The organism is Oleidesulfovibrio alaskensis DSM 16109 (genome assembly GCF_000482745.1).
GTDB classification, from domain to species: domain Bacteria; phylum Desulfobacterota; class Desulfovibrionia; order Desulfovibrionales; family Desulfovibrionaceae; genus Oleidesulfovibrio; species Oleidesulfovibrio alaskensis.
Genome location: NZ_AXWQ01000005.1, coordinates 22,932 through 42,643, shown reverse-complemented (window position 1 = coordinate 42,643; position 19,712 = coordinate 22,932). Strand labels below are relative to the sequence as shown.

Sequence of the window (19,712 nt, the reverse complement as noted above, 5' to 3'; positions counted from 1 at the left end):
AAGGTAGCCTCTTGTGCCTGTATGCGTCAACGTGCTATTGTATTAGTTTTTTATACCCGCAGCGGCAAATGCGTTACTGACAATTGCCTGTGCTTCTCCGGCCAGTTGTTCCAGATGCTCTTCTCCTCTGAAGCTTTCTACATAGATTTTATAGATATCTTCAGTTCCCGAAGGGCGGGCGGCAAACCAGCCCCCTGCGGAGACTACCTTCAGGCCGCCTATGGCCGCCCCGTTGCCCGGTGCGTGTGTTATAACCTTTTCCACAGGATCGCCGCCAAGCTCTGTTATCGTTACCGTTTCAGGGTTCAGGGCTTTCAGCACTTCTTTCTGCCGTCCGTCGGCGTGCGCCTGCAGACGTCTGTACACCGGCGTGCCGAAGCGTCCGGTAAGCTCTTTGTAAAGTCTGTCAGGCGTATTGCCGGTCACCGCGGTGATTTCCGCCGCCAGCAGGTTCAGGGCAATACCGTCCTTGTCGGTTGTCCACACTGTTCCGTCCTGCCGCAGCAATGATGCCCCGGCGCTTTCTTCTCCGGCAAAACCCGCCGTGCCGTCAAGCAGCATCGGTACAAACCATTTGAAGCCCACAGGCACTTCAATGACCGTTCTGCCCATGTCGGCGGCGACTCTGTCTATCATGCTGCTGCTCACCAGTGTTTTGCCGATGCCCGCCGTTGCCTTCCATGCGGGTCTGTGCCGGAACAGATAGGCAATGGCCGCAGCAAGATAGTGATTGGGATTCATCAGTCCGGCAGGAGTGACAATGCCGTGTCTGTCGGCATCGGGGTCGTTGCCGAAAGCAAGGTCATAGCTGTCTTTCAGTTCCAGCAGGCCGCTCATGGCCCACGGTGAAGAGCAATCCATACGGATGGCGCCGTCCCTGTCATACGGCATGAACCGGAACGTCTGGTCCACCTGACGGTTGGGCACATCAATATTCAGTCCGTATGTTTCTGCTATGCGGTCCCAGTAGGTTACAGACGCTCCGCCCAGCGGGTCGGCTGCCAGCCGGAGGCCTGAACGGGCAATGGCCTGCATATTGATGACAGAGCCAAGGTCGTTGATGTAGTGCGCCGCAAAATCGTGAAGGACTGTGTACTCCGACGCCAGAGCCTTTGTAAGCGGTATCCGCCGGACTGCTTTGTTGTCCGAAGCGAGCAGCAGGTTGGCTCTTTTTTCTATGTCATTTGTGACGCCGGTTTCGGCAGGGCCGCCATGCGGGGGATTGTATTTGAACCCCCCGTCCTGCGGCGGGTTATGCGACGGCGTTATGACGATGCCGTCGGCGAAACCGCTTGTTCTGCCGGCGTTATGGGTCAGGATTGCATGCGATATTACGGGGGTGGGGGTATAGCCGGATTCCGGTTCGATGAAAGTGGTCACCCCGTTGGCGGCAAGAACTTCCAGTGCAGCGCAACGCGCCGGTTCGGACAGGGCGTGCGTATCCATGCCCATAAAAAGAGGGCCGGAAAAACCGTTATCGCGCCGGAAGTCGCATACCGCCTGTGTCACGGCAAGAATGTGCGCTTCGTTGAAGCTGGCGGTGCCTGAAGTGCCGCGGTGTCCCGAAGTGCCGAACATCACGCGTTCGTCAGGGTTTTGGCGGTCCGGGCTGACGGTGTAAAAGTCGCTTACAAGCCGTGCTATGTTTATAAGCTCGTCGTGAGCAGGCAACTGGCCGGCTTTGGCGGCAGTAGTCATGTCATTTTCCTTACGTTCTGCCTGACGGCGTGAAAGAACTGTTTACGCTGGCAATATACTGTCAGCGGTAATGATAATTCAAGTACGGCTGAAAAATTATCAAGGGAGGCTGGCAGGTTGGCTGTATGCTAGCGGAGTACGCTTATATAGCGGTACATGACCATGAAATGGCAGAAACTGCCGCCCATCACAAAAATATGAAACAACTCATGAAAGCCGAAATTTTTAAAAAAGTTCGGCCGCTTGCATGCATAGATGAGGGCTCCGGCACTGTACAGAAGTCCGCCTGCCAAAAGGTATGCCAGTGCCCCCCATTTTAATGAGGTGACCAGCGGGTATACTGCGGCCAGCGCCATCCAGCCCATACCCAGATAGAGTGCCGTTGAAAGCCAGCGAGGGGCATGCAGCCAGTAGATTTTGACAAACACTCCCAGAAGCGCAAACCCCCATGCGCAGGCCAGCAGCGACCAGCCCCACGCCCCCTGCAGGGGAATAAGGCATATCGGTGTATATGTTGCCGCGATGTATATAAAAATCATGGAGTGATCGATGCGGCGAAGGAGCTTGATTCCCGCCTGCCGGAGTGGCAGCCAGTGGTAAAGAGTGCTGGCTGTGTACAGCAGCACCATGGCGACGCCGAAAACGGAAAAGGAAATTATGTGCCGCGTCAGTTCCGGCGAAGCCACACGCACAATAAGGATTATGGTTCCGATGAGTGCCAGAACGGCACCGATGCAATGGGTAAGACCGCTTACCGGATCACGAAGGGGCATGCTGTTCTCCTTGTGCGGCGCAGGCGGAAAAGAAAAAGCCCGGGAACTCCGAATTCCGCATCGCCGTGAATTCTGTTTTACTGACGGGTTCTGGTCTGTTGATTCTCTGGCTGATACGGCATTCCTGAGTCTCAGGCTTGCATTTCAAAAAGCACGAAGCGTGCCTGAAATCAGAAAATACAGTTCTGCAGGGTGTTGTCACCGTCCTCCGGAAGAAGGCTGATGATGGGACTGCGAACTGTCAATTTGCCGTCTCAGATGCTCTGTCATAAATTCCAGTACATGAATAAGTCTGGGGGCCAGAGTGACTGCCGCTTCAGTATTGCCTGAACGTCCGGCATTTTCAAGCTGTTCCGCTACGCTGCGCCCCGGCAGTGAGCCTATGCTGTGCAGCGTTGATTTCAGGGCATGTCCCTGTTCGGCCAGCGCCTGTATGTCTTTTTTCTGCAAAGCGTCGTGCAGCGCGGCTATCCTGTCCGGCATGGTTCTGACAAAAGTTCCCAGCATCACGGTAAGTACTTTCTGTTTGCCGTTCAGCATGGAGAGCGCAAGAGACAGGTCAGGCGGCGGAATCTCTGCATCCGCCTGTGCCGTACTTCCTTTGCCGGCGGCGGGCTGGAATCCATGTGCGGCGGAAGACTGGCCGGTTGATGCTGCTGCCGGCAGGGGGGCGTATTTGCCAAGCACATGATTCAGATGGTCGGGGGTGACAGGCTTTGCCAGATATTCCGTCATACCGGCCTGGAGAAACCTTTTTTTGTCACCTTCCATACTGTGGGCCGTCAGGGCGATAATGGGAATACCGGCGTTACGGTTGCCGCACGCCCCTGATCTGATTTTTTGTGCGGTCTGCACACCGTCCATGACCGGCATCTGGATGTCCAGCAGAACCACATCGAAATCTTGCGTGCTCAAGGCCTGCAACGCCTGCTCACCGTTCTGCACCAGCGTGCTGCTGTGTCCGCTGAGTCCCAGTATCTCGCGGATGACCTCTCTGTTGAACTCGTTATCTTCCGCCACCAGAACAGAAAGAGGGCTGGCGGCCTTGGAAGGGCGGACCGCCGGATTTTCAGCCGCAGGAAAGACCCGTTCTTCCGGCACTGCCTTCAGCGGCAGACAGACGGTGAAGGTGCTTCCCTGCCGGGGGGCGCTCCGCACGGTTATGCTTCCGCCCATCATGTCTGCAAGCAGTTTGCAGATGGAAAGGCCCAGCCCTGTCCCCCCGTATGTTCTGGTATAAGACCCGTCAGCCTGCGTAAAGCTGTCGAAAATAGCGCTGTGTTTTTCTTTTTCAATGCCGATGCCTGTATCGGAAACGGAAAAGCATATGTCTGCGCGGCCTGATGGAGCAGGAAATGCCTTGCAGGTAATTGTGATGTTGCCCGTATCAGTGAATTTGAGCGCATTGCTGACCAGATTGACAAGTATCTGGCGTATTTTGCCTTCATCACCCTCCACTGCACGGGGCATGTCCGGTGCCAGTTCCAGCTGCAGGGGCAGACCTTTGGCTGCCGCTGCGCTTAAAAACATCTCATGTACCTGTGTAAAAGGGGCATGCAGCATAAAAGGACTCAGCGCCAGTGTTGCCTTGCCGGATTCATAGCGTGAAAAATCAAGAATGGTGTTAAGGAGATCAAGCAGAGAATGAGCTGCTTTATTCAGTACTGTCAAGTGGTTGCGCTGCGGGGCAGACAGTTCTGTTTTCAGTATGACTTCGGACATGCCGATGATGGCATTCATGGGGGTGCGGAACTCATGACTGATATTGGCCAGAAATTCGCCCTTGGCCTTATCCGCTTCTTCCGCAAGCTCCTTGGCTTCCCGCAGAGCATGCTCTGCCTTGATCCTTTCCTCGATTTCAGCGTTCAGCAAGGCATTCTGCTGAAGTATGCGTTTTTCGCTTGCGGCGGCTGCCTCCGCACGGGCTTTGTGTTCACGTGCCCGCATGGTCGACCTGAAAACATGATAAAATGAAACCGCGATGATGGCGGCCAGCAGGGCAACGGCAACCAGCGTGACGTTGGGCGACACAGCACCGCCTATGCTCGGACCGCTGAAGACCAGCAGCAGATCAAAAGGCGAGTTGTCAACATGATGGCGTATACCGGTTTCTCTGCTGGTGGCGGCGCCGTGCTGCAGCATTTCCGGTTCGCCCTCGGAAGACAGCGTGTACAGCAGGCCCGGTTCCAGCCGTGAAGCCTGTCGTATCCATTCCGGTGATATCTGCTCTGCACGGTGCAGGGCTATGCCGCTTTGTCCCTGTAATAACAGTATGTAGGCATCGTTCAGGTCCCATAGTGATTCAAGGAAGGACGTGACGGCCCGTGTGTTGCAGAACACCACGGCGTATCCGGCCCGTGTGCTGTCTGTAACCAGAGGCACAGCGAATGTAAGTTCTTTGATTTCAGGGGTAAGAGAAAAAACGAGAGGGTAATCCACATCGCTTGCCAGTGCGCGTGCTATGCCCGCAGGCAGATGTACCGGCTCTTTGTTTGCAGATGTGTCCATAAGCATCCGCCCGGTAGAGGAAAAAAGAACAATGCGGTTGTAAAGGCGCTCCCCTGATAGGGCTTTGGAAGCGATAAAATCGGTCAGCAGGCGCCGGACTGCCTCCCGTCCGGCGGGGTGCGTCTGCCCGGGCTGTACGCTTTTTGGGGTACTGTCCGAAAAATCTATGAAGTCCTGTTGCCGGAACAGAAGGGCGGCATCAAGCTTGATTTCCCCTATCAGATGGCTGATGGCCGACGCCTGCCGCTCGGCCTGCGCCATTATGCGCAGTTGTCTGGCCTCCAGAGTCTGCCGCTGAGATATGTACACAAAGCTGATGAGGCAGACGATAAAAGCCGCCAGAGCCAGAGCGGGAAGAAGAAAAAGGAGCCTGCCGCGTTGCAGGCCGGTGTGTGCAGGCGGAGAGGATTTCATCGCTGCCCCTTTGGGTTAAGAGCACCGCAGCAGCTGCTCGGCGCAACAGACGGTCGGGGCGTGAATATATCTGGAAACACGGATCAGGCCAGATTCCTGCGGAATTCCTGACAGCCCCGGAGGTGCCGCAAAGCACCTCCGGGGAATGTATTACACATTGAAAAGGAAGTGAATAATATCCCCGTCGCTGACAACGTACTCCTTGCCTTCCACGCGAAGGACTCCGGCTGTGCGGCAGGCCGCTTCGGAACCGTGCTTTACATAGTCGTCGTATCCTATGACTTCAGCCCGTATGAAGCCGCGCTCGAAGTCGCTGTGGATGACGCCGGCTGCGGCAGGGGCTTTCCATCCTTCCTTGATGGTCCATGCGCGCACTTCTTTTTCGCCCACGGTGAAATAACTGATGAGTCCCAGCGTATGATAGCCGGTGTGTATCACTTTGGTCAGCCCGCTTTCCGGAATGCCGAAGGAGGCCAGAAAATCAAGCTGCTCAGCTTCATCAAGCCCCTGCAGCTCTTCTTCCACCTTGGCGCATATTTTGACCACGTCGCATGAGCGCGAGGCTGCAAACTCTCTGACGGTGACAACGTGTCGGTTGTCTTCTGCCAGACCTTCTTCATCCACATTGGCACAGTAGATGATTTTTTTGGCGGTCAGCAGGCCGAGTTCCTTGTACAGTGCGCTGATGGCATCGCTGTCTTTTTCGGCGAAGGTGGATGCGGGGTTGCCGGCGTTGAGATGGTCCACAAGACGTTCCATAGCGCTGACGGTAGCCGTCATGCTCTTGTCACCTTTGGACTGGCGGCGGGTTCTGTCCAGCTTGCGTTCAGCGGATTGCACATCTGCGAGCAGCAGCTCGGTTTCAATGGTTTCAATGTCGCGCAGCGGGTCAACCGTGCCGTCTACATGGGTTATATTCTCGTCGTCAAAGCAACGCACAACCTGCAGAATGGCTGCCGATTCACGGATATTTGCCAGAAACTGGTTGCCCAGCCCTTCACCTTTGCTTGCACCGCGCACAAGTCCGGCTATGTCGATAAAGTCGACGGTGGCATTGATGGTTTTCTGCGGTCTGGCCATGGCGGTCAGCTTGTCGATGCGGGCATCGGGCACGGGCACTGTGGCCTTGTTGGGTTCAATGGTGCAGAAGGGGTAGTTTGCCGACTCCGCATTCTGTGCTTTGGTCAGCGCGTTGAAAAGGGTGGATTTGCCTACGTTGGGCAGGCCCACGATGCCGATGCTAAGTGCCATGGTTTATTCTCCGGAAAAAAATATGGAAAGGCGCGGAAGCCTTCGGGCGGCTTCTTAGCCGTTTTTGTGATGATTGACAAAGAAAAAAACGGGCCGGTTTGCGCCAAACCGGCCCGGAATGTCAGGGCAGTACCCTGATGATATACGCATCCTGCGGAATGAGATATCTGCGGGCCACCTCCTGCAGGGCGGTGGCATCCACTTTTTCCGCTTTTTCGATAAGTCCTTTTTCAAAATCAAGAGGCAGCCCCGAGCCGGCAAGGCGGGCGGCTTCGTTGCTGCGGCTGCCAAGACTCTGCCTGCCCCGGTAGTAGTCGCCCCGCAGCATGTTTTTACCGCGGCGGATGGCTTCTTCTGGCAGGGGGGCCTCCTGCAGATCGCGGATTACTTTTTTAAAACCGGCGTCGGCCTGTGCAAGTTTCTCAGGGTCGGTGCCAATATAAAAAGCCAGCAGACCGGCATGTTCCGACTGCCACGGGAACGCCGTCACAGTGTAGCCAAGCCCCTGTTTGTCGCGCAGATCTGTAAAAAGCAGGCCGGATTGTCCGGCAAGAACTGTCTGCAGCAGCTCCAGCGCCGGGGTGTCTTCATGCGTTATGGGCACGGTTTTGAATATCATCAGCATATGCGCCTGATTTCTGTCCTCCAGCGAGATATCCAGCTGTGTTTCAGCAGACCACAGCGGCACCGCAGGTACGGCGACAGGCCCGGAGGGGGCGGGCAGGCTGCGTGCCAGCCCGAGAATCTCTTCGCGGTCGAACTGTCCGCATACCGCAAGCACCCATGGTTGTGTCCGCTGCACTTTCCAGAATCCGGCCACATCTTCCGCGGTGTAGGCGGCCAGACGCTGCTCTTCACCCAGATGCAGGTATCCGTAAGCACTGTTGTGGAAAAGAAACGGAAACAATCTGCGGAACGCAAGCCCGAGCGGCTGATCTTCACGGGCCTTTATGGATGCAATCTGGTTGTCTTTTTCACGCGCGGTTTCTTCTGCAGCCAGTGCCGGAGCGGTGACAACGTTGCGGAACAGACCGGTGATGTCGGCACTGAATCTTTCCGGGTAGCGCGCGCTGATGGTGAAAGACGATCTGCCTGCAGAAGCGGCCAGACTGGCTGCTCTGTCTGCCTTGAAAGCCTCCAGAGCGGCATTGTCCATCTGCTGGGTGCCTTTGGTCAGCACTCTGGCTGCAAGGGCTGCAAGACCCTGCCTGTCTTCATCCAGCAGGGCATCACCGCCGCGGAACACCAGATCGACCGCCGTATAAGGAAGTGTCTCGTCGGGAATGAGCACCACAGTGCGCCCGTCGCCCAGTTCAATCACTTCCTGCTGCTGCCCGTTGTCACCTTTTTCCGCGGGGGCGGCATGCCCGCTGCCCTTGGCGGGCCAGCCGTCGCGGAACAGCTCTGTCAGGTCATCGCTGTTCAGTCCGGCATTCTGCGGAGTAAGCAGCACTCCGTTCAGCCTTTCGGGAGTGAAAAAAGTGTCCAGAATGTCCTGAACCGATGTTTTTTCTACCTGACGGAGGCTTTGCAGATAGTTCAGTTCACTTTGTTCGCCGTTTTCAAAAAAATAAAAATGTCCCAGCTTGGAAGCCAGACCGGACAGCGTTTCCTTGGACCGGAACAGTTCGTCTTCCAGATTGAGCTTTGCCCGCGCCAGAGCGTTGTCTGTGAAACTGTCCGCACTCAGCCGCGCCAGTGCCGCCGAAAGCTCGCGGGTGAATTCCTCTGTTTTCTGCGGATCAAGTATGGCCGTAATCAGCAGAAGTCCTGTGCGCTCGAAGGAATAGGCAGAGACTGAGATATCGTCCACAAGCTGCTTGTCGTACTTGAACTCTCTGTAAAGCAGAGAGGTTTTATCTCCGCCCAGCATCTGGGCAAGTACTTCGACGGCAGGAATCCGGGCATCATGAAAGTTGGGAATAGGCAGGGCGAATCCCGCGTAGACCTTGTTCCACTTGCCCGGCTCCGCAGTCAGTGCGGGGGCGGCGGGCGAAACGGGCGGTGTGACCGGCTGCGGGGGCACGCAAGTCCGGGTGTTTGCAAGATTTCCGAAAAGCTTTTCAGCTTCTGCCAGAACTTCCTGTTCGTTCACGGCTCCGCATACCACCAACAGCATGGACTGCGGCTGGTACAGGCGGTCGATATAGTCGTGAATGTCTTTGCTGGTTATCGCGCTCACTGTTTCGCGGTACCCGATGATGGGGCGTTCATACGGGGTCCGGGCCAGCACTTTTGCCGTCAGACGTTTGAAGAGAAGACTGCCGGGGGTGTCTTCTCCGCGCTCCAGTTCGGCAAGAACAACCTCTTTTTCCGGAGCCAGCGCTTCAGGGCTGATTTTTGCACCGAAAGTCATATCCTTGAGTACGTCCATGCCCAGACGCCAGTGTTCGGAGGGTACATCTGTAAGATATACCGTATAGTCAAAGCTTGTTGCGGCATTGATGTTGCCGCCTATCTGCTCGATGGCTCCGGCAACCCCGCCTTCGGGGCGTTTTTCCGTCCCTTTGAACACCATGTGCTCAAGCAGGTGGCTTATGCCTGCCTGCTGCGGTGTTTCATAGGCTGAACCCGCATGGACATACAGCCTGAGCGAGGCAAGCGGAAAACGGTCATCCTGCTGAATCAGTACAGTCAGACCGTTGGCCAGTCTGGTTACACTGGCGGCATGAGCGGCTTGAAAAGAAAAAAACATTAAGGCTGCTCCGATAAAAAAGGCTAGAATTCGCTGTTTTTTCATATGTGTCTCCTTGGTCCGCAAAGGCGCTGCAAGGTGTTTCCTCATCGTACGGTGCAGAGTTTTACAGGTAATCCTTCTGCGGGACAAGGCAAGAAAGTCGCGCGGCCTGTCCGGCACTATCATGCGCTGGCGCATCGGCATGCTATGTGGTAATTTGCAGTGGTGGAAATTGTGCACGGTTTATCTGTCATGCAGGAATGGAGAATTTTTTTGCCAAATAGCAGGGAAGACATTCGTCAGGCTTTTTTTGATGATGCCCAGAATCATCTGGCAGCAATGGGAGTTCTGCTTCTGGAACTGGAAGTGGCAGGAAAGGATGCCGACCATGAACTGCTGGATGGTCTGCTGCGCGCTGCGCACGCGCTGAAATGCTCTGCAGGCTTTCTGGATTACCGCCGTGCGTTCACGCTGGCACGGGCTCTGGAGTCTTTTCTTGACATGTGGCGCGAAGGGACGCTGGTTCCGGATGAATCGACAGCCGCGCGCGTGGAAAAGGCCTTTGATATTCTGGCGGTCCTTCTGACTCCCTCAGGTACATCTGAAAGCGAGCAGGCCGCGAGGAGCGAAAAAAGTGCTGAAGCGGAAGCGCTGGCCGCCGTGCTGGATGCCGCCGGCGGGGTTGAAGAAAACGGCGGAGGAACACAGTGCCCGGCGCAATACCGGGTGTACGCTCCGGACGGTGCGCTGGTGTTTGAAGGCCACTGCCCCGACCTGCACCTTGCGGGAAAAACCGGCAGCAACCTGTATGTTCTTGAGTTTATCTATGAAGAAGATCTGAACCGGAAGGATCTTTCACCTCAGGCGCTGCTCGGTTTTCTGCAGAAGAGCGGTTACATTCTGGCCATCGGCGGGCGTACTGTGCCGGTGGGATACGAGCCGGCCGACGTTTTATGTGTTCTGTATGCTTCTTTTCTTGAAAAAGACCTTATCGCCGCGGTGTTTCAGATTGCAGCGGAAAAGGTGCACCCCGTTGACCTGCAGGACCTGCTTGCCGGAGAAGCCATGTGGCAGGCAGCTGTGGTGAAGGATGCCGAAGATGCGTTGCTGCACGCCGTCAGAGAGCCGCACAAGGACAGTGTGGATGAACTGGTAAGGCAGTACGACAATGCCATGGAGAAACTGCGCGCCGCTTCTGACGAGGACAAGGAACCGCTGGAAGGCTGGGACATTGAAGCGGTTGTTTCTCAGGGGAACGGCGGGGAAGTTGCCGACCCGTTCTGCATGGCTGTCGAATTGCATGCCGCCGATCCTGCGGGGGCTGAAAATACTGCATACGATGCGACGGCCGCCTCGGACTGTGCAGTTGCGCAGGGACAGACAGCAGACGCTGACGAGGCCGGACTGGTGGCGGAGTTCGAGGACAGTTTCATGGAAGATGAGGCAGAGCTTCTTTTGAATGAACTGCCGGAAGAGCATCCCCTGCGGGCTGCCTACGAAGCGGAGCCACAGGGCGACGAAGAGTTTTTCCGCGATACGGAAGAGCAGCCCGATTTATCTTACCTGAATGAAGCCTTGCCTGATGAGACTCCTGCCGGCGGCGTTGTGTTTGATCTGGCCATGCCGGTGGCAGAAAGCGATACCGGGTTGCAGTCTGCGTCCTTGCAGGATGCCAAACATAAGGGAGAGGCTGAAATGATTGCAGGATTTGCAGTGGGACCGGCGCAGGACGGCAACGCGGGCGTATTGCAGCTTGCCGGTGATATCACCATCGAGCGCAGCGCCCAGTTGCAGGAGGCTTTTCAGGAGGCTCTTTCACGCTACGAAGTGCTGCGTATTGATTCGCAGCAGCTGGAATCGGCAGATCTTACGCTGGTGCAGCTGCTGTGTGCAGCAGCTGCCCAGGCCAAGGAAAGAGGTGGGCGCCTGGAAAGCGAGGGGCTGCCTTCCGCGGGTCTGATGCAGACTCTTGTGCTGGCAGGTTTTGACGATGCCGCCATGAAGCGCAGGGGGCTTGAAACGTTTACGGGGTCCGGCGACTGAGCGCGGCAGATGATGATTATGCAGCCGACCTGCTTCTGAACAGTTTTTTACTTTTGAGATTTGCCGGACAGGCAGATTAACGCAGCCAGCCCCTCTGAGATGCTGAGGGGCTGGCTGTTGTATATCTATTCAAATTCCTGCGACAGCTTGATCAGGGAAAAGTCCAGAATGGTCGAATCAGGAACTATGACTTTGACCAGAGCCAGCGGTGACAGATACTGCTGTGACCAGTCCATGTCCAGAGCCATGCTTGTCCCGCCGATCATGCTGAAGTTGCGGAACATGGGCCTGATATCCGTGGAGCGGGGTCCCTTTTTGGTTTCCCGTGTCCAGACCAGTTCGTCCAGATTTCTGAATGCTTCCCACGCGGCAAAGAATGCAGCTTTTTTTTCTTCGGGGCCCGTGTAATCCAGCCTGTAGGTTTCTGTCACCGACTGAATGACTTTTTTCTGGTTGAACAGTTCTTCCACAAAGAGCACTTCCATTCCGGCAGGCAGTTTGCCGTACAGCGCCTGACGCACCTGTTCTGCCGTATGCGGAGTGCGCAGGTATATGCTGAACCATTCCGCACGGCTGGCCACGCCTACAGGAAGGGCTCTGCCGAACGATATAAGCGGGAGCGGGTGGAATCCCTGAGAAAAAGTCATGGGCAGGGATGCCTTGCGCATGACCCGTTCAAAAAGACTCTGGAGTTCAAGCTGGCTCAGAACAACAGCCCGATCCTCTTTGGAGTACCAGACGCGGAAATGTCCTGCTTTCACCTTCAGTTCGTCAGCAAGTTTCGGCGGTTCATTCTTGGCGGAGGGAAGCACATTGCCGGTTTCGTCCGTCAGGGGGGTGTGCGCCTGCTGATCGCGTTCCTGTCTGTTGAGCCGGTTGCGGTATGATGTGGTATCTGTAAGCCGGTCAAGACCGGATTCCTTTTTGCCCACATCACATACGCCGCAAAGCCGGCAGGCTCCGTAACGGCAGTCTTCTGTGATTTTCATGGCATAGGCCCGCTCACGTTCCTTTGCCAGAAATTCCTTTGTTGTGCCGCTGTGCAGATGATCCCACGGCAGCGGCTCGTCTGCGGCGCGTTCCCGTGTGTATTCGTCGGGCGAAAGCCCATGCTCTTCCATTGCCTGCATCCACGGATCGAGCGACAGACCTTCAACCCAGCTGGCAAATGTGGCGCCTTTCCGGTAGGCGCTTTCCACCACGCCGGACAACCGTCTGTCTCCGCGTGAGAAAATGCCTTCAAGAGCGCTCATTACCGGTTCATGCCAGCGCATCTTCATGCTTTTTTCACGCTTGAAGGCATCGCGCAGGTACTGGATGCGTTCACGTATTTCGGGCAGCGTGAGTTGCCGTTCCCATTGGAAGGGGGTGTGAGGCTTGGGCACAAAAGGTGATATGGCCGCAGTCACCTGCAGACGGCGCACTCTGCCGGCGGCTCCGCGTACTTTTCTGCACAGATCAACGATAGCATCAAGATCTTCATACGTTTCGGTGGGCAGGCCTATCATAAAGTAAAGTTTGACCTGCTGCCAGCCGTGCTGGAAAAGCTTCTGGACGTGCAGCATCAGTGCTTCTTCCGTAATGCCTTTGTTAATGACATCACGCAGACGCTGGCTGCCTGCTTCTGGGGCAAGCGTGGCGCCGGTACGGCGTATTTCCGCCATGCGCCCCATGATATCGTCGTCAATGGAACCCACACGCAGCGAAGGCAGCGAGAGCGAAACCTGTTCTTTGGCGCAGCGGTCAACTGTGCTCATGAACAGCGTTTTGAGCGCCGAAAAATCTCCTGTGCTCAGGGAGAGAAAAGACAGCTCATCATAGCCGGTGGAGGCAAGGCATTCTTCCAGCAGGTTCTGCAGATGATCCACCGACCGTTCACGCGCCGGGCGGTAGATGATGCCCGCCTGACAGAACCGGCAGCCGCGGGTGCACCCGCGGCCTATTTCCAGTGCCAGCCGGTTATGCACGGCGCCGAAGGGCACCGGCTGACTGGCGGGAAAGAACGCCGTGTCCATATCGGGAATGACACGTCTGGTGACACGGGTATAGTCCTGATGCTTCGGGGTCAGTGTGCCGTCCGCACTGTTATAGCTGAAAAGTGAGGGAACATAAATTCCAGGAATATTTCTGGCTTCGTAGAGAAATTGCGAGCGGCTCCACCCGAGAAGGCGGGCTTTGTTCTGCAGGTCAAGCACTTCCAGCATGACTTCTTCGCCTTCGCCCAGAACCATCAGGTCAAAAAAATCTGCCACAGGTTCGGCTGCCAGCGTACACCCTCCGCCGGCGGCCACAACCGGCCAGGCGGAAAGGTCATCCCCCCTGTCTGCAGCCCGCAGCGGAATACCGCCCAGATCAAGCATGTACAAAACGTTGGTGTAGCACAGTTCATGCGTAAGGCTGAATCCGAGAAAATCCAGATCCTTCAGCGGCGTATCCGACTCTAGCGTACAGAGGGGGGCATTGTGCGTACGCAGAATATCGGCGGCTTCCGTACAGGGAGTGTATACCCGTTCCGCCCAGAATTCCGGCCGCTGGTTAAGCACTCCGTACAGTATTTTCTGGCCCAGATACGACATGCCCACTTCGTACATGTCAGGAAAGGCCAGCCCGATACGCATATCCACTGTTGCGGGGTCCTTGGTGACGGTTCCTTCCTCTATGCCGGCATAGCGGCTGGGGCGGGGCAAAAGCGAAAGCAGTTGACGCATGATATCCTCTGGGTAGACGGAAAAAGGGTGACCGGCAGGTCACCCCCTGAAAGTACAACAGACCGCGCAGAAAAACGCGTTTATTTACGGAGCAGTTCAGATACGTTGGAAAGCTTGCTTCCGCCGGCTCCGGCAGAGGCTCCTCCCAGATTAAGGCCGCCCAGACCACCGGTGGAAAGCGTCAGATTGCTGATGGCTTCCATGTATTTTGTCTTCAGATCTTCGGGGGCGGATTTGTACTCGTACAGCACATGCTTGCAGGATATTTCACCTGTGAAATCCTGCTCGAAAGGGTAACCGTAAGGAAGCATCATCATCTGCACGCCTTGCTGGGTGGGCACTGTCTGAAGCGTGGCTACTTCGAGCAGCTTGTCATTTTCCGCATCGTGTTTGCCAAGAACCAGTTCGCCGGTGATCAGTTTTACAAGACGGATATCGTAAGCCATTGGTTTGCTCCCTTTTCGTTTTGCGTTGCGCTTACACAGCGCAGTGTAAGTTCCGGCATACGTAGGGGCTGATGCCGTAACTGTCAAGTTTTGAGCGCAAGAGACAGATGGGATACCGCGGCGCGTTACCCCCTGCTGCCGGCTGTTTTTACAAGCGCTCCCAGCGCGGCAAAGTTCATGAGTCCCATGGCAATGAAACCGGCTCCGAAGCTGCCGGCGTCTCCGCACATTCCCAGTATGGCCGGAATGATGCCTGTGCCCAGCACTGCGGCCATGGGCATGATCAGGCTCATGGCCGTTGCCTGTTCTGCCGGTGTGAACGCTTCTGCAAGCAGCTTGAATACAGCGGGAAAGACAAACGCTGTGAGTAAGGCCTGCATGATAATGCTGCCCGTCAGCAGCATGCCGGAGGCCAGCCCGACCCCGAACAGCATGACGCCGTGAAATATGAGGTACAGCCTGACGGCCGTTTTTGTGCCCAGCCGGTCAGCTACAATTCCGGCGGCCAGTACCACAAAGGGACAGGCCAGGCGCGAAGCGCTTAAAATGGAGTTGGTGGTGTCAAAGGGGATGCCTTTTTCATTGACAAGATAAAGCGGCAGAACGCTGAAGGGGGCGTACTCGCCGCCTATGCTTAACCCGATAAGCACAACAAAAAGCCACAGTCTGGGGCGGACAAGCAGGCTGCGGCAGGAGACAGGCAGATTGCCTTCGCGCTGTTTTTCTCCGCCCCTGCCGAAAAACAGAAACATAAGACCCAGCACGAAAGACACCGCACCTGTCAAGCACAGAACTTCGCGCCATGAGATGAAGGCAAGCGCCAGCGAGGCGATTAGCGGAGCGGCAATGAAGCTGACATTGGGGGCAAGTTCATGCACCGCGATGGCTTTGCCCCAGTCTTTGTGCCGCACCAGACCGGCCAGCGTGGCCATGCCGGAAGGAAAGTAAAGCCCCGCCGAAAGGCCGAAACAGAGTATGGCCGCTCCTGCCTGCACACGTGTTTCCACAAAAGCGAAAGTACCCAGCGCCAGGCCTCCTGCCACTGCTGAAAGGGCAGCCACAGTGCGGTGAGCGAGCACCCTGCTGAGCACGCTGGAAAGAGCCATGCTGACGGAAAAGCCTGCCGATAACAGCAAGAGCAGGCCGGTGGCCTGCGAATGGCTCATGTTGAGCTCTGCTTCCATGGGTACCAGCAGCGGAGAAACAAGACTGCGCGGCAGGTAGTTGATGAAAAAAATCAGCGTGACGAACAGCACCCAGGGAAACGCTGTTGAAAAAGAGGGGGAGGATGAAGTGTGCAATGGAATTCCCGAAAAACGGCTTGAATATGTTTGCGGATGCCACTGGCACCGTTGTGCATGAAAGTTGCTAGCACTCCTGTCAGAAACTGCGGCAGGCAAAAAATGCCTGATGCACAGCCTGACTTCAGGAGGAACCGTGTTCAGAGTAATGACTGCCATGGGCCGGCTGCTTCTGCTGGCGGCGCTGACCTGGGGGTGCGTAAGTGCCGGGCAGAGTTATTCCAACAGGATAGCACAGGTTGCCAAAGGTGAGCCTGTGTATGAAGCCCGAGGACGTGTAAATCTGTATCCTGTGTCGGCAGAAAAATTCTGACTGGCTGCCGGTGCAGCAAAAAAAGGGGCCTGACGGCCCCTTTTCCCGTTCAGGCAGACTGTCGCTGCGTCATATGCCCATTACTTCCTTAAGATACGCAAAATCCAGCGAAGAGCTGACAAGCTGGGCGCCCTGTCTGATTTTAATGACATCACGCAGCTTGTGGCGCGAAAGAATGACTTCCATTTTTTTAGCCACGGTGTAGGTGTCGTCACGTACCACGACTATCGGAATATTGAGCACTTCCGAGCGGGTAAGAATGATATCGTTAGGATACAGGTTGCCCGTAAGCACCAGACACGGGCAGTTGCCTTCAAGGGCGACAAGCTGCACGTCGGACCTGTCTCCGCCCACAATGACGGCGGAGTTTTTGTTTTTGCGGAAGTGGGTCATGAAGTTTTCCACCTGCATGGTGCCGATAAGAAAATTTTCCACAACTTTGTCCGCTTTATTCTGAGCGGAAATGACTTTACCCCCGAGCCTTTCTGCCAGATCACCCACCTTGATTGCGCCCATAAGGGGGTCTTTGGGAATGACGCCGAGTACCTTGACACCGTTTGATTCAAGAAACGGTTTGATAAGACCGTCGACTTCATTGATGTAGTTTGCGGGTATGTCGTTCAGAATCACACCGGCAAGACTGTCGCCGAGAGTGTCTTTCAGTACTACAAGGTAGTCGTAGTTCAGCTCTTTGTGCAGTCTGTCGATAATCACTGCCTTGAGCCCGAGTTCCTTGACAACACGTATACCGTCCACGTTGCAGTATCTGCCGGAATACATGCTGCCGGATCCGGCCACCAGCATGACATCACGTTTCTGCTGCAGGGTGTCGTATGCCTCAGCGATGGAAGGCATAAGGTTGCCGCACTGACCGCTGAAAGCTCTGACGCGGAAGTCCTGCGTGACAACCACGGGCGTGACAAGCTCGGCGGGCTCTTCCAGCCCGAGTACACTTTGCACGAAAAAAGCGTCTTCATCGCCCATGACTCCGTCCATTTCCTGAGGAACGGCGCCCACCGGTTTCATATAACCTACATTGTAGCCGTCTTTCTGAAGCCGCATGCCCAGCCCCATGACGACCATGTTTTTTCCGGAGTAACCGGATGTGGAACCGATGTATATTCCGGCAGCCATAGCGACCTCCTGTGCGGGTTATGACCGTATGATATTTCGGGGGCGGATGTTTGTTACCCGCATGCGGCGGTCTTCCGGCCGGTCAGACTCCTGCCGGCTGTCCGCCGTGTGCATTTCCCCTTGAGGAACAATATATATTTTGCCGCTATTTATGGCGGAAAATCAAGTGCAAGCTTCAGTGCAGGCAAAGCACCGTTTATTTTGTGCCGGCAGCCGAAGTGCAGATTGCCCGTTCACCTTATCTTCAGGCTGCCGCGGCGACAAGGGCTTTGCTTTTGTTTTCCGCAGGGCTGGCCGGCAGCGTACAGCCTGCCGCAGGGCACCGGAGGTACCTTGAGTACAGCGGTTCGCCATATTTTTGACATAGGAGAAAGACAATACACGGCGTATATCTTGTCTGCCGCAGCTGTTTTGCAGGGTGGTGCTTTTTTGCAATACATCTTATGCTGCAAGGTCTGCCGGAACCGGTGTGTGCCAGTCACTTGACCGGACTTATTTTTCCCGAGTATTCCGTGCGTGGCAGCAGCTGCCGTGTACTGCACCGGCATCCGGCTTTTCTGGCGACGGATGTTTTTTCAAGGTTGCGCTATCGCAATGGGCCGGTAAACGAAGACGTTCCGGCTTTTTTATATGGAGAATTCTGAAAATGTTTGAAAAATTGCAGGATGTGCTGTGTTACCGTTTTGCAGATGTACGTCTGCTGGAAACGGCGCTGACGCATAGTTCCTACGCTAACGAGCGCGGTACGGAGATAGAGCATAACGAACGGCTGGAATATCTGGGCGATGCAGTTCTGGAACTGACAGTTTCCGAGCAGCTGTTCACACGCTTTCCCGAAGCCAGAGAAGGGCAGCTGACCCGCATGCGGGCACGGCTGGTGAGCAAGCCTTCGCTGGCCGAACTGGCACGTGAGCTGAAGCTGGATACCTATCTGCTGTTGGGCAAAGGTGAAGAAAGTCAGGGGGGCAGAACCCGCAGCTCTGTACTCAGCGATGCCTTTGAGGCGATCCTCGGGGCGATTTTTCTGGACGGCGGCTATGCCGCGGCCGGCAAGACGGTGCTGCATGTTTTCAGCTCGCGCTGGCCGCAGGGGGCCGAGGCAGCCCGCACCAAAGATGCCAAAAGCACATTGCAGGAGCTTACCCAGCGTCTGTTTAAGGAACGGCCGGTGTATACGCTGCTTGGCAGCAGCGGGCCGGAGCATGAAAAAATTTTTAAGGTCAGGCTGCTGCTGCCGGACGGCAGAGCGCTGGAAACAGAAGGGCAAAGCGTCAAAAGAGCCGAGCAGAAGGCTGCCGGACTTGCTCTTGAACTGCTGGAAGGCGAAAGCGCCTGATTGCGGATGAACATCGGTAAAATGACCGGGGAGGGGGAGCTCCCCGGTCATTCTGTCTTTGGTCACCCGAAAACCGATGTGGGGCGGTGCTAGTGTTGCTAGCCGCCGATAAGCTGCATGGCCATCTGAGGCAGCGAGTTAGCCTGCGTCAGCATGGCGACAGCCGACTGCGTAAGAATCTGGTTACGCGTGAATTCCGTCATTTCAGTGGCCACATCGACGTCCGAAATACGCGATTCGGAAGCCTGAAGGTTTTCGGACTGGATGCTCAGGTTGGTGATGGTGTTTTCCAGCCTGTTTTGCAGCGCGCCCAGAGACGCTCTGATTTTGTCCTTGGAAATAATCGCCTGATCGATGGCGGTCAGTGCACCCTGCGCGGCGGACTGGGTGGAAATGGTGTAACCGCCTGCCACTCTGGGGTCGGCCTGGTTGCCTATGCCCAGCATGGATGCTGTGGACCCGGCAATTTTGATGTAATAGTAGTCTTCGCTGGAGTCGTTGCCGGTGCCGAAGTGAATCTTCATGGCGCCGGTCTGCTGCAGGCCGGTACCGTCGTGGGTGCCGGAAAGCGTGCCGTTGAGCAGGTGTATGCCGTTGAAGTCCGTGGCCATGGCAATACGGGTGATTTCAGATGCCATTGCCTGATATTCCGATTCGATCATCAGACGCTGGTCAGAGTTGTAAGTACCCGTTGCGGCCTGTTCGGCAAGCTCTTTCATGCGGATGAGCTTTTCGTCGATGACCTGCAGCGCACCATCAGCTGTCTGGATCATCGAGATGGCATCGTTGGCGTTTCTGATGCCCTGTTGCATGGTGGAAATATCTGCGCGCATCAATTCGCGGATGGCAAGACCTGCAGCGTCATCCGCCGCAGTGCCGACTCTGAGCCCCGAAGAAAGCCTGCGGGTTGAAGTGGCAAGGCGCCCGTAACTTTCAGAGAGGTTACGGGTGGCGTTCATAGCCATCATGTTGTGATTTATGACCAAAGACATTTGGTGACCTCCTTATGGATTGCTGCAGTGTTTTGAGCAAAGGTGGTGCCAAAAGCTTTTTATTTATTAATTACAGCACATTAAAATGTGCGATAAAATAGCCTGCGTCGGTTTTTTG

At 55.7% G+C, this 19,712-nt stretch carries 13 protein-coding genes; 3 read left to right on the top strand and 10 right to left on the bottom strand.

Annotated elements, in window-relative coordinates:
• Positions 1-42: 42 nt before the first annotated feature.
• From pgm to H586_RS0103030, 5 genes are all read right to left on the bottom strand, one after another.
• On the bottom strand, positions 43-1,698 hold the full coding sequence (gene pgm / locus H586_RS0103055) for a phosphoglucomutase (alpha-D-glucose-1,6-bisphosphate-dependent) (RefSeq protein WP_027181338.1): 1,656 nt from the start codon (positions 1,696-1,698) through the stop codon (positions 43-45).
• A gap of 128 nt (positions 1,699-1,826) precedes the next feature.
• The gene (gene trhA / locus H586_RS0103050) at positions 1,827-2,471 is read right to left on the bottom strand and encodes a PAQR family membrane homeostasis protein TrhA (protein ID WP_027181337.1); all 645 of its coding nucleotides are present in this window, start codon (positions 2,469-2,471) and stop codon (positions 1,827-1,829) included.
• A gap of 198 nt (positions 2,472-2,669) precedes the next feature.
• Positions 2,670-5,393, bottom strand: coding sequence for an ATP-binding protein (locus H586_RS19855; RefSeq protein ID WP_051363832.1), 2,724 nt, complete (start codon positions 5,391-5,393; stop codon positions 2,670-2,672).
• Positions 5,394-5,543: 150 nt separating this feature from the next.
• Entirely contained in the window at positions 5,544-6,644 is a 1,101-nt protein-coding gene (gene ychF, locus H586_RS0103035) for a redox-regulated ATPase YchF (RefSeq protein WP_011367641.1), read from the bottom strand.
• A gap of 121 nt (positions 6,645-6,765) precedes the next feature.
• Positions 6,766-9,384 carry a M16 family metallopeptidase gene (locus tag H586_RS0103030; protein ID WP_027181335.1) on the bottom strand — a complete coding sequence of 873 codons (2,619 nt, stop codon included), beginning with the start codon at positions 9,382-9,384 and terminating at the stop codon, positions 6,766-6,768.
• A gap of 210 nt (positions 9,385-9,594) precedes the next feature.
• Between H586_RS0103030 and H586_RS0103025 the strand changes: the two genes are divergently transcribed.
• Positions 9,595-11,364 carry an STAS domain-containing protein gene (locus H586_RS0103025; protein WP_162147942.1) on the top strand — a complete coding sequence of 590 codons (1,770 nt, stop codon included), beginning with the start codon at positions 9,595-9,597 and terminating at the stop codon, positions 11,362-11,364.
• Between the two features lie 125 nt (positions 11,365-11,489).
• On the opposite strand, the gene H586_RS0103020 is transcribed toward H586_RS0103025, so the two are convergent.
• The 3 genes from H586_RS0103020 to H586_RS17940 all read right to left on the bottom strand — a co-directional run bounded on the left by H586_RS0103020 (position 11,490) and on the right by H586_RS17940 (position 15,819).
• Entirely contained in the window at positions 11,490-14,072 is a 2,583-nt protein-coding gene (locus H586_RS0103020; protein ID WP_027181333.1) for a TIGR03960 family B12-binding radical SAM protein, read from the bottom strand.
• An 80-nt stretch (positions 14,073-14,152) separates the two neighbouring features.
• Positions 14,153-14,518: a hypothetical protein gene (locus tag H586_RS0103015; protein WP_011367645.1), complete on the bottom strand. Its 366-nt coding sequence runs from the start codon at positions 14,516-14,518 to the stop codon at positions 14,153-14,155.
• A gap of 125 nt (positions 14,519-14,643) precedes the next feature.
• On the bottom strand, positions 14,644-15,819 hold the full coding sequence (locus H586_RS17940) for an MFS transporter (protein ID WP_034618503.1): 1,176 nt from the start codon (positions 15,817-15,819) through the stop codon (positions 14,644-14,646).
• 136 nt (positions 15,820-15,955) lie between these two features.
• On the opposite strand from H586_RS17940, the gene H586_RS20790 reads away from it, so the two are divergent.
• Complete coding sequence (locus tag H586_RS20790; protein ID WP_011367647.1) at positions 15,956-16,132, top strand: hypothetical protein; 177 nt, start codon at positions 15,956-15,958, stop codon at positions 16,130-16,132.
• 69 nt (positions 16,133-16,201) lie between these two features.
• Here H586_RS20790 and H586_RS0103000 read toward each other — a convergent pair whose 3' ends face one another.
• Positions 16,202-17,266, bottom strand: a complete 1,065-nt coding sequence (locus H586_RS0103000; protein WP_011367648.1) for a phosphotransacetylase family protein — start codon at positions 17,264-17,266, stop codon at positions 16,202-16,204.
• Positions 17,267-17,912: 646 nt separating this feature from the next.
• On the opposite strand from H586_RS0103000, the gene rnc reads away from it, so the two are divergent.
• The gene (rnc, locus tag H586_RS0102990) at positions 17,913-18,602 is read left to right on the top strand and encodes a ribonuclease III (RefSeq protein ID WP_011367649.1); all 690 of its coding nucleotides are present in this window, start codon (positions 17,913-17,915) and stop codon (positions 18,600-18,602) included.
• Between the two features lie 98 nt (positions 18,603-18,700).
• Here the strand turns inward: rnc and H586_RS0102985 are convergent, their stop codons facing one another.
• Positions 18,701-19,594, bottom strand: coding sequence for a flagellin N-terminal helical domain-containing protein (locus H586_RS0102985; protein WP_011367650.1), 894 nt, complete (start codon positions 19,592-19,594; stop codon positions 18,701-18,703).
• Positions 19,595-19,712 lie beyond the last annotated feature (118 nt).